We start from the raw sequence: 12,827 nt of genomic DNA on the forward strand, positions 1-12,827 counted from the left end.
GCCGCCTGTTCGGGTCAGGATCGCTGACATGCGCTCACTTCGCCGTCCCCGGCTGCTCGTTCCGGCGCTGCTGTGCGCGCTCGCCGTACTCGCGGCCCGTCCCCCGGGGGCCTCCGACGCCGCTGCGGACGGCGACTCGCACGGCGCTGCCGACGCCGGGATCAGCGCACAGGTGGCCCGGCTGTACGAGGACGCGGCCGTGGCGACGCAGCGGTACGAGGCGGGTCGCCAGGAGGCCGAGGTGCAGCGGGCGCAGGCCGAGCGTTTCGAAGCGCTGCTGGACCGGGAGCGCCAGGGGATCGCCGTGCTCCACGAGGACCTGGGCCGTATCGCCCGCGCCCAGTACCGCAGTGGTGGCGGCCTGCCGATCACCGCGCAGATGATCCTGGCGGACGATCCGGACAATCTGATGCGTGGTCAGCGGGCCGTCTGGCGGGCGGATCTGGCCGTCAACAACGCGATCGACAAGAGCCGCCGGGCCGAGGCACGGCTCGCCGCGGACGAGAAGAAGGCCGCGGCGGCCTGGCGGGAGCTGGACCGGCACGCCACCGAACTCGCCGACCTGAAGCGGGACATCGAGGCGAAGCTGGAACAGGCGCGGTGGCAGTTGCAGGGCCAGGCCGATGCCTCCGTCGCGGCGGGTTCGTGCCGGGGTGCCGTCCGGCTGGACCAGGCGGATGCCGACGTGACCAGCGGCTGGATCGCACCGGTGAAGTCGTACGAGCTGTCGGCGGCCTTCGGCAGCGGCGGTGCGCGGTGGGCGAATCGCCACACCGGACAGGACTTCGCGGTACCGATCGGCACGCCGGTGCGGGCGGTGGGTGCGGGACGGGTGGTGAAGGTGTCGTGCGGGGGCCCCTTCGGTATCGAGGTGGTGCTCCGGCACGCGGGCGGCTACTACACGCAGTACGCCCACCTCGCCGCCGCCGCCGTCGACCAGGGGGAGTCGGTGAGCGCCGGACACTGGATCGGGCAGTCCGGCACCTCCGGCAACTCCACCGGCCCGCACCTGCACTTCGAGGTGCGGGTCACGCCGGAGACGGGCTCGGCGGTGGACCCGGTGCCGTGGCTGGCGGCGCGGGGTGTCCCGCTGGAATAGCGCCGCCCGGCGGTGCTAGGCCTGCTGCTCGGCCAGCATGCGCTCGATGACGACGGCCACGCCGTCCTCGTTGTTGGCGACCGTCCGTCCCGACGCCGCCGCGAGCACGTCCGGGTGCGCGTTGCCCATCGCGTACGACCGTCCCGCCCACGTCAGCATCTCGACGTCGTTGGGCATGTCCCCGAAGGCGACGACCTGCTCGTGCGAGATGCCGCGCTCGGCACAGCACAGGGCGAGCGTGCTGGCCTTGGAGACACCGGGGCCGCTGATCTCCAGCAGTGCGCTGGGGCTGGAGCGGGTGACGTTGGCCCGGTCGCCGATCGCGAGGCGGGCGAGCGTGAGGAAGGCGTCCGGATCGATGTCGGAGTGGTAGGCGAGGATCTTGAGGACCGGCTCGCCGGCACCGGGGGCGTCCGGCGCCAGCAGGTCCTCGGCCGGTGCGAGCGAGTCCGGGGTCTCCATGTGCAGCTTCGGATAGTCCGGTTCCTGGTAGAAGCCGTACGTCTGCTCGACCGCGTACATCGTGCCCGGCGCCGCGTCCCGCAGCAGTCCTACGGCCTCCAGCGCGTTCTGCCGGGCCAGTTCGCGGACCTTGACGAACCGGTGGGCGCCGGGGCCTCCGTGGAGGTCGACCACCGCCGCGCCGTTGCCGCAGATCGCCAGGCCGTGGCCGTGGACGTGCTCACTGACGACATCCATCCAGCGGGCCGGGCGGCCGGTGACGAAGAAGACCTCGATGCCTGCCTCCTCGGCGGCGGCGAGGGCCGCGACCGTCCGCGGGGACACCGACTTGTCGTCGCGCAGCAGGGTGCCGTCGAGGTCGGTGGCGATCAGCCGGGGCGGGAGGGCGGCGGCCGGGGTTTCGGGCTCTCGAGTCGCTGAGGTCACCGGGCCATTCTCCCGCATATGCCCGCACGCCCGTGCGACGGTCCGCACAGATGAGGTACGGATGAGGCACGGACCACGGGCGTCCAGGTCAGCGCAGCTGCGCCGGTGCCTCCATGGCGATCTGCTCGAAGACCTTCTCGTCGGCCGCGAAGTCGGAGTCGGGGATCGGCCAGTGGATCACGAGGTCGGTGAAGCCAAGCTCCAGGTGACGGCCCGCGAAGTCCACGAACGCGTCGACCGACTGGAGCGGCCGGCTGCGGTCCGGGGTGAAACCGGTGAGCAGGATCTTGTCGAGTGAGGTCACGTCGCGGCCGATCGCCGCGCACGCGTCCGCCAGCTTCTCGACCTGTCCGCGAATGGCTTGAACCGACTGTTCCGGAGTGCCGTTCTCGTACAGCTTGGGGTCGCCGGTGGTCACCCACGCCTGTCCGTGGCGTGCGGCGAGGCCCAGCCCGCGTGGACCGGTGGCGGCCACCGCGAAGGGCAGCCGGGGGCGCTGTACACACCCTGGGATGTTGCGCGCCTCGTGCGCCGAGTAGTGGTCACCCTCGTACGACACCCCGGCGGGGCCGTCCTCGGCGAGCAGCCGGTCCAGCAGGTGCACGAACTCGGCGAAGCGGTCGGCGCGCTCGCGCGGTGTCCACGGCTCCTGTCCCAGCGCGGTGGCGTCGAAGCCGGTACCGCCCGCCCCGATGCCGAGCGTCACCCGTCCGCCGGAGATGTCGTCGAGGGAGATCAGCTCCTTGGCCAGGGTCACCGGATGCCGGAAGTTCGGGGACGTCACCAGGGTGCCCAGGCGAAGCTCGTCCGTGGCGGCCGCGGCGGCGGTCAGCGTCGGCACGGCGCCGAACCACGGGCCGTCCCGGAAGCTGCGCCAGGACAGGTGGTCGTAGGTGTACCCGGTGTGGAAACCGAGCTGCTCGGCACGTGTCCATGCCGCACGGCCGCCTTCGTGCCAGCGGCGGTACGGGAGGATGACGGTGCTCAGGCGCAGACTCATGTGTCCGAGCGTAAGCGGCCGACCGTGTTTCACGTGAAACCGTCACGGAAGGTCATCGAACGCGTCCACTCAGCCAGGGGCTGAGGCGGATCATCGACACGTACTCCTTGTGCGCGCGGTCGCCGGGCAGCGGCACGATCAGGAAGTAGCCCGGGGGGAAACGGCGGGCCCTGACGTACGCGAGCTCGTCGAAGACCGAGCGGAGGAAGGCGGGCACGTCCTCGCGGGCGACGTCGGGGCACTCGACGCCCTCGACGTCGATCAGCGCGTCGTCGTCCGGGTAGAGCCGCACGCTCACCCGGGGCAACCCGCCGAACTCGACGAACGCCTCGTGGGGCAGGGACCCGTCCGCGTCGGTGGTGACGCCGACTCCCGCGGCGGTGCGGCGGGAGGTCTGGTCGGCGCCGATGTCGTGGGTGACCTCGACCTCGCGCGCGTACTCCATGGCGAGGTCCCGGAGGGCGGTGACGGCGGCCTGGGTGGTGGGCAAGTGGTCCATACCACCGATCATGCAGTGGTCAGTGAGGGTCTGGGAACCGCAGGTACGTCGACGGCACCGCCTTCGTCAGCCACACTCCGTTCACGCTGACCTGGAAGACGTGGCCGTCACGGTGCATGGCGCCCGCGTCGACCGAGAGCACGACGGGGCGGCCGCGGCGGGCACCGACGCGGGTGGCGGTCTCGCGGTCGGGTGAGAGATGTACGTCGTGGCGGTTCATGGGGCGCAGGCCCTCGGCGCGAATCGCGTCCAGAGAGCGGGCCGCGGTGCCGTGGTAGAGGTACGCCGGCGGGGTCGCGGTCGGCAGGCCGAGGTCGACATCGATGCTGTGGCCCTGGCTGGCGCGGATCCTGGTGCCGTCGATCGCGAAGCGCCGCTTGTCGTTGGTGGCGACCACGTGGTCCAGCTCGTCCCGGCTGAAGCGGAACCCGTGCGCGGCGGCCGCGGCGATCAGCACGTCGATCTCCACCCAGCCGGCCTCGTCCAGGGTGAGCCCGATCCGCTCGGGTTGGTGCCGCAGGTGTTTCGACAGGTACTTCGACACCTTCACGGTGCGTCTCTCATCCATCCCCTCAGAGTGTAGGGAGAGACAGGGATCACGCGAATGATTTTGCCGCCCATGTTTGATCCACAGCCAAGTGTGGTTATCCACAGGGGAATTGGCGATTCTGTGGACAACCGCCCATCGATTCAAGGTGTTTGGTCAAGATCAACTGATGCGGAGTGAGTTGCTGCCAAGCGGTCCAACGCCCTTGCCCGTACCTCGCGTTCGACGGCCAGCGCGACGAACTCGGCGGTGCCTTCTGAGCCAACGAGGCTCTCCACCGCCCTCATCGTCTCCGTCGGGATCGGCACGGATCGAGTCCGGTCCGAGGACTGCGGGATCTCGTCCGCGCCGAGCTGTCGGCGCAGGTGGCGGACGGCCAACAGGCGCATCGCCCGGGCGAGTTCCGCATCCACGGTCTGCTGCGCGAGTGGGCGCAGTCGTCGTACCAGTGAGGTCGCCTCCGCGGCGTCCGAGTCCGTCAGGCGGTGTGGATCCTCGAGGTACCGGGCGAATACGTGCTCGGTCGTGAACTCCAGGAATCTGGTGGCGATGTGCTCCACCTGACCTCTCAACTCCCGCAGATGGCCGGAGATCGCGGAAAGGGGTACGCCGACCTTGTGCAACTCGACGGCTACGGCCAGTTCTTGGGGGCTCGGCACCAGAAAGAATCCGTCATCTCCCGGAACCGGCTCGAGCACTCCCAGCTGTACGGCTTCGGTGACCGCCACGTCGTCGGGGGTTCCGCCGAACCGCTCGTCCAGCTCGGCGCGCGAGATCCGGACCGCCTCCTCGTCGCTCCACGGACCGTCCACCTCGGCGACCAGACCGAGCACCCCGCCCAGGCCCCGGCCCGCGTCCCACGCCTCCAGGAGCTCCTTGATGGAGGCCAGGGTGTAGCCGCGGTCGAGCAGGTCGGCGATCTGGCGCAGCCGGAGGAGATGGGCGTCCGCGTACACGTTGGCACGGCCACGGCGTTCGGGGCGGGGGAGCAACCCGCGGTCCTGGTAGGCGCGGATGGTGCGGACCGTGGCACCGCTGAGGTGTGCGAGGTCGTCGATCCGGTACGCGGGCCCCGCGGCGGTGCGGCCAGGGCTCTCAGTCAGGTGGCCGGGCTCCTCGGCGGGGTGGCCGGGCTCCTCGGCGGGGCGGGCGGGCTCGTCGGCGGGGTGGCCGGTCTTCTCGGTGTCAGGTCGCCCCTCACTCCCCGATCCGACCGTCACGAGGCAGCCCTCGACGCCTGTGACCTTCTCAAATACTCCAACGCCCGGCTCAACGACCCCTCCTGAGAAGGGTGGTAGGACCGCCGGAGGTAGCGGGGTATCGCCGCGCCCAGCTCCCGCCACGCGGGCAACAGCCCCTTGTGCACGGCCCTGTTGTGCTCGGCGTAGGAGTAGCGCAGGCGGCTGCCCGTCAGCTGGGGGTCGTGGCGCATCAGGTACGCCGTACCCCATACCCACAGGTACAACATCACCGGTGCCGTGACCGCCATGCCGGCGACACGGCGGGCGTACCGGGGCGTGCCGGTGCCGCCGCAGTGCTGGTACATGTCGAAGGCGACCGAGCGGTGCTCGACCTCCTCGGCGCCGTGCCAGCGCAGCAGGTCCAGCATGACCTCGTCGGCGTGGGCCCGGTCCAGGCCGTCGGCGGCCAGGAACCAGTCGCCGAGGACCGCCGTGAACTGCTCGATCGCGGCGACGACCGCCAGCCGGAATCGCAGCCACTCCCGCTCGGGTATCGGCGCGCCGAGCGGCGGACGCTCGCCCAGCAGCCGTTCGAAGAGGAAGTCGACGTGCCGGGTGAACTCCGCGGTCTCGAGCCGCTGTGCCCCGAGATGGTCCAGCACGTGCGTGTGCTGGACGCTGTGTGTGGCCTCCTGGCCCATGAAGCCCTTGACCTGGGCCAGCAGTTCGGGGTCTTCGACCAGTGGCAGACCCTGCTTGAAGACCTGCACGAACCAACGCTCCCCCGCCGGCAGCAACAGGTGCAGCACATTGATCACATGGGTCGCCGTGGGCTCGCCGGGGATCCAGTGCAGGGGTGTGCGCGACCAGTCGAAGGAGACCCGGCGCGGGGCGATCCGCGCGCTCACAGCGGGGGCTCCAGACGTGCGATCGCCCGCAGCGCCCTGGGCATGAACCGGGACATGAGGTGGGCGGCGCGCGCCTCGGGCGTCACCGGGACCACCGCCTCGCCTCGCACGACCGCCCGCAGGATCGCGTCGGCGACCTTCTCCGGCGGATAGTTCCGCAGTCCGTACAGCCGGGCGGTCCGCTTCTGCCGCCGCTTCTCCTCCTCGGCGTCGACCCCGGCGAAGCGCGCGGTCGAGGTGATGCCGGTGTTCACGAAGCCCGGGCAGACCGCGGTCACGCCGATCCCCTGGCCCGCCAGTTCCGCGCGCAGGCACTCGCTCAGCATCAGCACGGCCGCCTTGGAGGCGCTGTAGGCGGGCAGCGCCTTGGAGGGCTGGTAGGCCGCCGCGGACGCGGTGTTGACGATGTGACCGCCCTGGCCGCGCTCGGCCATCTGTTTCCCGAAGAGCCGGCATCCGTGGATCACGCCCCACAGGTTGACGTCGAGGACCTTCTTCCAGTCCTCAGGGGTGGTGTCGAAGAAGGACCCGGACAGGCCGATGCCGGCGTTGTTCACCAGGACGTCCACCACGCCGTACTCGGCGGCGACCTTCTCGGCGAGTTTCTCCATGGCCTGCTCGTCGGAGACGTCGACCGTCTCCGCCCAGGCCTGGGGCGCGCCGATGAGCCGGGCGAGCTCGGCGGTGCGCAGCGCGGCCTCCGCGTCCCGGTCGACGGCCACCACGCGCGCGCCGGCCTCGGCGAACGCGAACGCCGTGGCCCGCCCGATGCCGCTGCCCGCACCGGTGACCAGGACGAGCTGCCCGCCGAATCGGTCGGCGTGCCTGCCGGTGGCCTTCACGGGCTCGGGCCTGCCGCCTTCGACGGACGTCACGAAATCGGAGATCCAGGAGGCGAGTTGATCGGGGCGGGAACGCGGAACCCAGTGCCTGGCCGGGATGGTGCGCCGGGTCAGCTGCGGAGCCCATCGCTCCAGCTCGTCGTAGAGCTGCTCCGAGAGGAAGGCGTCCCCCAGCGGCGTGATGAGCTGCACGGGCGCGTGTGCGTAGGCGTCCGGGCGTGGGTGGCGGAGCCGGGCGCGGACGTTGTCCCGGTACAGCCAGGCGCCGTGCGCCGCGTCCGTCGGCAGCGACGAGGTCGGGTAGCCGTCGCCGGGGACCTTCTCGACGCGCTCCAGGAACCTCGGCCAGTATTTGCCCAGCGGGCCGCGCCAAGCCAGCTCGGGCAGCACGGGCGTGTGCAGGAGGTACACGTACCAGGACTTGGCGCCCTGGCCGAGCAGCTCTCCGACCCGGCGCGGAGTGGGGCGCTTGACCCGCTTGTCGATCCAGTGGCCGAAGTGGTCGAGGGACGGCCCGGAGATCGAGGTGAAGGACGCGATCCGGCCCTCGGTGCGCTTGACGCTGGCGAACTCCCAGGCCTGCACCGATCCCCAGTCATGACCCACCAGATGCACCGGCCGGTCCGGGCTGACCGCGTCCGCGACGGCCAGGAAGTCGTCCGTCAGCTTTTCCAGGGTGAACCCGCCGCGCAGCGGCCGCGGCGCGGACGAGCGGCCGTGGCCGCGGACGTCGTACATCACCACGTGGCAGCGGTCGGCCAGTCGGGACGCGGTCGCGGACCACACCTCCTTGCTGTCCGGATAGCCGTGCACCAGGACGACCGTCGGGTCCGAGGGGTCCCCCAGTTCGGCGACACACAGCTCGATTCCGCCGGTCCGCACCCAGCGCTCCCGCGTACCCTCCGGCAACGTCACTTGTCCTCCGCCCAGCGCCGCACGTGCGGCAGATCGTCGTCCAGCCAGAAGGCGCTCTGCTCCGGGTCCGTGGAGTCGGTGACGACCAGGAGCTCCTCGAACTTCGCGCCCGTGCCCCGGAAGCCGAGGTGTGGTTCGACCGCCCACAGGCCCGGGTGCGGCGGGTGGTCGGAGAAGCGGTACCGCGACCACAGCGGGGACCAGCCCTCACGGTGGCCGTGCAGCGCGTCGGCCGCCAGACCCTTCAGGGACTGTGTACCGAACCCGAAGAGACGCGGTGACCAGCGTCTTTCCCGGACCCGGCCCACCTTGTGGGCGATCACGCCGAAGGGATAGGCGCGGTGCCGGTTGGCGTAGCCCTGGCGGACCATGAGGCGGTCGACGTCCTCGTAGATCTCCCGCAGCGGGCGGCGCTCGCGCACCGCGTTCAGGATCAGCTCCCGGTGCGCCTCGAGGTCGTCCATCAGCCGGTTCTGCACCGGGTTGGCGCCCAGAGAGCCCGAGTATCCGATGTCCGCCGTGTATCCCTCGTACACCGGGGCCATGTCCAGGATGAACGGCATGCCGGGCTCCAGCCGGCGGCCGGTCGGGAAGAACTGCAGCGGCACTCGGAAGTTCACGAAGGCCGTGCGGTCGCCGAACCACGCGAAGGGCAGATGGAACCAGTCACGCACGCCCCGCTCGCGCAGCCACTCCCGCTGCATCCGGGCCGCGTCCCGCTCGGTGACGCCGGGTTCCAGCCGTGCCGCGACCGCTTCCGCGCACTCGTAGGCGAGGCGCTGGACCGTGCGGAACCCACGCAGCCTCTGCGTGAGTTCACCTGCTGCCGTCGTCATGCCAGCGCCCACCCGTCCCCGTCGACCGCGGTACGTGCCCGTAACCTGACACTGGCGAATGTGACAGTCGTCAGAGGCTGCGTCAATAGGCCGGGACGGAGCTGTGGACAACCCGGCGGATGTGGACAACCCGGCGGATGTGGACAACCGCCCCGGCGTCGCCCGACCTCAGGGTGACCCCTAGGGCCGTGTACGACTCCAGACTGATACCAAGACGGCTCTGGGGGGTGACGACCGGCGTGGTACAGGTCACTACCGTCTAGGACGTGACTGTGATCGCGACCGAAAGCCTGAGCAAGCGGTTCCCCCGGGTGACCGCGCTTGACCGGCTCTCCGTGGACGTCGGGCCCGGTGTGACCGGACTCGTCGGAGCCAATGGAGCCGGCAAGTCCACACTGATCAAGATCCTTCTGGGTCTGTCTCCCGCCACCGAGGGCCGAGCCGAAGTGCTCGGACTCGATGTCGCCACCAAGGGTGCCGCCATCCGCGAGCGGGTCGGCTACATGCCGGAGCACGACTGCCTGCCGCCGGACGTCTCGGCCACCGAGTTCGTCGTGCACATGGCGCGCATGTCCGGCCTGCCGCCCACCGCCGCGCGCGAGCGCACCGCGGACACCCTGCGGCACGTCGGCCTCTACGAGGAGCGGTACCGCCCCATCGGCGGCTACTCCACCGGCATGAAGCAGCGCGTGAAGCTCGCGCAAGCCCTTGTGCACGACCCGCAGCTGGTCCTCCTGGACGAGCCGACCAACGGCCTCGACCCGGTCGGCCGCGACGAGATGCTCGGTCTGATCCGCCGCATCTACACCGACTTCGGTATCTCCGTCCTGGTCACCTCCCACCTGCTGGGCGAGCTGGAGCGCACCTGCGACCACGTGGTCGTGGTCGACGGCGGCAAGCTCCTTCGTTCCAGCTCCACCACCGACTTCACCCAGATCACGACCACCCTCGCGATCGAGGTCACCGACAGCGACGAGCACCCGGACGGCACCCGCGCGGTGCGCGAGGCGCTGCACGCGCGCGGAGTGGACCTTCTCGAGGGCGGCGGCGGGCTGCCGGGCGCCGGCCACGTGCTGCTGATCACCGCGCAGGGCGAGGAGACGTACGACCTGGTCCGCGACGTGGTCGCCGACCTGGGCATCGGCCTGGTGCGCATGGAACAGCGCCGGCACCACATCTCGGAGGTCTTCACGAACGAGGACTCCCGGACCGGCGAAGAGCAGCGGAAGGAGGCGGTCGGCCATGGCGGTTGAACAGCCCATGCGGACACCGGCGGCGGCTTCGGGTGACCAGACCCGCATCCACAACATCGGCTACCGCTCCTACGACGGCCCGCGCCTGGGCCGCTCCTACGCCACCCGCTCCCTCTACTCGCAGTCCCTGCGCGGCTCCTACGGCCTCGGCCGCTCGGTCAAGTCCAAGGTCCTGCCGATGCTGCTGTTCGTGGTGATGTGCGTGCCCGCGGCCATCATGGTCGCCGTCGCGGTCGCCACCAAGGCGAAGGACCTGCCGCTCGACTACACGCGCTACGCGATCGTCATGCAGGCCGTCATCAGCCTGTACGTGGCCTCGCAGGCGCCCCAGTCCGTCTCGCGCGACCTGCGCTTCAAGACCGTGCCGCTGTACTTCTCGCGGCCGATCGAGACCGCCGACTACGTACGCGCGAAGTTCGCGGCCCTGGCCTCGGCGCTGTTCATCCTCACCGCGGCCCCGCTGCTGGTGCTCTATGTGGGCGCCCTGCTGGCCAAGCTCGACTTCGGCGACCAGACCAAGGGATTCGCGCAAGGACTCGTCTCGGTGGCACTGCTCTCTCTGCTCTTCGCCGGCCTCGGCCTGGTCATCGCGTCGGTCACCCCGCGCCGCGGGTTCGGTATCGCCGCCGTGATCGCCGTCCTGACCATCTCCTACGGCGCCGTCTCCACGCTCCAGGCCATCGCCGACGCGCAGGGCAGCACCGGATCCATCGCCTGGATGGGCCTCTTCTCACCCGTCACGCTCATCGACGGACTGCAGTCCGCCTTCCTGGGCGCGAGCTCGACGTTCCCCGGAGGGGTCGGCCCGACGAACGGGGAGGGCGTGGTCTACGTCCTCGTCACGCTCGGCCTGATCGCCGCCTGCTATGGCCTCCTGATGCGCCGCTATCGAAAGGTCGGACTGTGACCACGCTCAACATCGACCACGTCTCGCGCTGGTTCGGCAACGTGGTCGCCGTCAACGACATCACCATGACGATCGGCCCCGGCGTCACCGGCCTCCTCGGCCCCAACGGCGCCGGAAAGTCCACCCTCATCAACATGATGGGCGGCTTCCTGGCCCCCTCCACCGGCACCGTCACCCTCGACGGACAGCAGGTGTGGCGCAACGAGACCATCTACAGGCACATCGGCATCGTCCCCGAGCGCGAGGCGATGTACGACTTCCTCACCGGACGCGAATTCGTCGTCGCCAACGCCGAGTTGCACGGCCTGGGTGCCAAGGCCGCCCAGAAGGCGCTCGCCACGGTCGAGATGGAGTACGCCCAGGACCGCAAGATCCAGACGTACTCCAAGGGCATGCGCCAGCGGGTGAAGATGGCGAGCGCCCTCGTCCACGACCCCTCGCTGCTCCTGCTCGACGAGCCCTTCAACGGCATGGACCCACGCCAGCGCATGCAGCTCATGGACCTGCTCAGGCGCATGGGCGACGAGGGCCGCACGGTCCTGTTCTCGTCCCACATCCTCGAAGAGGTCGAACAACTCGCCCGGCACATCGAGGTCGTGGTCGCCGGACGGCACGCGGCCAGCGGTGACTTCCGCAAGATCCGCCGCCTGATGACCGACCGGCCGCACCGCTACCTGGTGCGCTCCAGCGACGACCGCGCCCTCGCGGCCGCGCTGATCGCCGACCCGTCGACGTCCGGCATCGAGGTCGACCTGGCGGAGGGCGCGCTGCGCATCCAGGCCGTCGACTTCGGCCGCTTCACGGCACTGTTGCCGAAGGTGGCCAGGGACCACGGCATCCGGCTGCTCACGGTCTCGCCGTCCGACGAGTCCCTCGAGTCCGTCTTCTCGTATCTCGTCGCGGCGTAGGAGGCCACAAGATGTACGACCCCACAGTCGCCCGACTCACCTACCGGGCCCTGCTCGGCCGGCGCCGGGCCCTCATCCTGGGCGCGCTGCCCCTGCTGCTCATCGCCATCTCGCTGGTGGTCCGCGCTCTCGCGGGCGCCGACGACCAGACGGCGTCCGACCTGCTGGGCGGGCTCGCGCTCGCCACCATGGTGCCGATCATCGGTGTCATCGCGGGCACCGGCGCGATCGGCCCGGAGATCGACGACGGTTCCGTGGTCTACCTGTTGTCCAAGCCGATCAAGCGGCCGACGATCATCTTCACCAAGCTGATCGTCGCGATCGCCGTGACGATGGTGTTCTCCGCGGTGCCCACCCTGATCGCGGGCTTCATCCTCAACGGCAACGGCCAGCAGATCGCCGTCGCCTACACGGTGGCCGCGCTGGTCGCCTCGATCGCGTACGCGGCGTTCTTCCTGCTGCTCGGCACGGTGTCCCGGCACGCGGTCGTGTTCGGGCTGGTGTACGCCCTCGTCTGGGAGGCCCTGTTCGGCTCCCTGGTGCCCGGAGCGCGCACGCTCAGTGTCCAGCAGTGGTCGCTCGCCGTGGCGCACGAGGTGGCCGGCGGGGACATGGTCACCTCCGACGTCGGGCTGACGACGGCGACCGTGCTGCTGGTCGCGGTCACCGTGCTGGCGACCTGGTACGCGGGCCAGAAGCTGCGCTCGCTGACGCTCGCGGGCGAGGAGTAGACGGTCCGTTTATTGACCGGGGCTTCACCTTGGTCCGGGCACACTGGGCGAAAGCGGGCGCACGGCGGGAGGACGGGGATGGCGGACGAGGCGTCACAGTACGAGGGGCGCGGACAATCCGGGGACGAGGCCTGGGACGACATCGTCCTGGACGAGGACTTCATACGGTCCGCCGAAACCGCCGAGCCGTCCGCGCGTGCCCGGATGCTCGCCGAGCGCTGGCGCAAGGAGAAGCCCGAACCGCAGCCGTGGCGTTCCGACGAGCCGCCCGCAGGATGGTTCTTCAGCAAGCGTCGGCGCAGGTGGCGGCGGC

Annotated in this window: 14 protein-coding genes; 6 read left to right on the top strand and 8 right to left on the bottom strand. The window is 70.4% G+C overall.

Annotated elements, in window-relative coordinates; translation table 11 throughout:
- Positions 1–28: 28 nt before the first annotated feature.
- Positions 29–1,099: a M23 family metallopeptidase gene (locus tag AQJ84_RS17120; RefSeq protein ID WP_030041784.1), complete on the top strand. Its 1,071-nt coding sequence runs from the start codon at positions 29–31 to the stop codon at positions 1,097–1,099.
- A gap of 15 nt (positions 1,100–1,114) precedes the next feature.
- Here the strand turns inward: AQJ84_RS17120 and AQJ84_RS17125 are convergent, their stop codons facing one another.
- The 8 genes from AQJ84_RS17125 to AQJ84_RS17160 all read right to left on the bottom strand — a co-directional run bounded on the left by AQJ84_RS17125 (position 1,115) and on the right by AQJ84_RS17160 (position 8,715).
- Positions 1,115–2,005, bottom strand: coding sequence for a Cof-type HAD-IIB family hydrolase (locus AQJ84_RS17125; RefSeq protein ID WP_198536337.1), 891 nt, complete (start codon positions 2,003–2,005; stop codon positions 1,115–1,117).
- A gap of 70 nt (positions 2,006–2,075) precedes the next feature.
- On the bottom strand, positions 2,076–2,987 hold the full coding sequence (locus tag AQJ84_RS17130) for an LLM class flavin-dependent oxidoreductase (RefSeq protein ID WP_030041786.1): 912 nt from the start codon (positions 2,985–2,987) through the stop codon (positions 2,076–2,078).
- 52 nt (positions 2,988–3,039) lie between these two features.
- A complete protein-coding gene (locus AQJ84_RS17135; protein ID WP_225877301.1) occupies positions 3,040–3,486 on the bottom strand; it encodes a hypothetical protein in 447 nt (148 codons plus the stop codon).
- 19 nt (positions 3,487–3,505) lie between these two features.
- A complete protein-coding gene (locus AQJ84_RS17140) occupies positions 3,506–4,054 on the bottom strand; it encodes an RNA 2'-phosphotransferase (RefSeq protein WP_030041788.1) in 549 nt (182 codons plus the stop codon).
- A 122-nt stretch (positions 4,055–4,176) separates the two neighbouring features.
- Entirely contained in the window at positions 4,177–5,136 is a 960-nt protein-coding gene (locus tag AQJ84_RS17145) for a MerR family transcriptional regulator (RefSeq protein WP_051870044.1), read from the bottom strand.
- A 113-nt stretch (positions 5,137–5,249) separates the two neighbouring features.
- Positions 5,250–6,122 carry a metal-dependent hydrolase gene (locus AQJ84_RS17150; protein ID WP_059198833.1) on the bottom strand — a complete coding sequence of 291 codons (873 nt, stop codon included), beginning with the start codon at positions 6,120–6,122 and terminating at the stop codon, positions 5,250–5,252.
- Positions 6,119–7,879, bottom strand: a complete 1,761-nt coding sequence (locus AQJ84_RS17155) for an SDR family oxidoreductase (RefSeq protein WP_030041792.1) — start codon at positions 7,877–7,879, stop codon at positions 6,119–6,121. Before AQJ84_RS17155 ends, AQJ84_RS17150 begins: the two co-directional genes overlap by 4 nt.
- Positions 7,876–8,715: a M24 family metallopeptidase gene (locus AQJ84_RS17160; RefSeq protein ID WP_030041793.1), complete on the bottom strand. Its 840-nt coding sequence runs from the start codon at positions 8,713–8,715 to the stop codon at positions 7,876–7,878. The genes AQJ84_RS17155 and AQJ84_RS17160 overlap by 4 nt, the downstream gene beginning before the upstream one ends.
- Positions 8,716–8,987: 272 nt before the next feature.
- Here AQJ84_RS17160 and AQJ84_RS17165 point away from each other — a divergent pair, with 272 nt between their 5' ends.
- From AQJ84_RS17165 to AQJ84_RS17185, 5 genes are all read left to right on the top strand, one after another.
- Positions 8,988–9,968 (top strand): ABC transporter ATP-binding protein, encoded by a 981-nt coding sequence (locus AQJ84_RS17165; RefSeq protein ID WP_030041794.1) that lies wholly within the window; start codon positions 8,988–8,990, stop codon positions 9,966–9,968.
- Positions 9,958–10,875, top strand: a complete 918-nt coding sequence (locus tag AQJ84_RS17170) for an ABC-2 transporter permease (protein WP_030041795.1) — start codon at positions 9,958–9,960, stop codon at positions 10,873–10,875. The genes AQJ84_RS17165 and AQJ84_RS17170 overlap by 11 nt, the downstream gene beginning before the upstream one ends.
- Entirely contained in the window at positions 10,872–11,783 is a 912-nt protein-coding gene (locus AQJ84_RS17175) for an ABC transporter ATP-binding protein (RefSeq protein WP_030041796.1), read from the top strand. The genes AQJ84_RS17170 and AQJ84_RS17175 overlap by 4 nt, the downstream gene beginning before the upstream one ends.
- Before the next feature lie 11 nt (positions 11,784–11,794).
- A complete protein-coding gene (locus tag AQJ84_RS17180; RefSeq protein ID WP_030041797.1) occupies positions 11,795–12,514 on the top strand; it encodes an ABC transporter permease subunit in 720 nt (239 codons plus the stop codon).
- A gap of 78 nt (positions 12,515–12,592) precedes the next feature.
- Positions 12,593–12,827, top strand: a 235-nt coding sequence (locus AQJ84_RS17185; protein WP_059198834.1) for an SGM_3592 family protein, incomplete at its 3' end; no start/stop codon positions are given.

The sequence above is a fragment of the Streptomyces resistomycificus genome (assembly GCF_001514265.1).
GTDB lineage: Bacteria > Actinomycetota > Actinomycetes > Streptomycetales > Streptomycetaceae > Streptomyces > Streptomyces resistomycificus.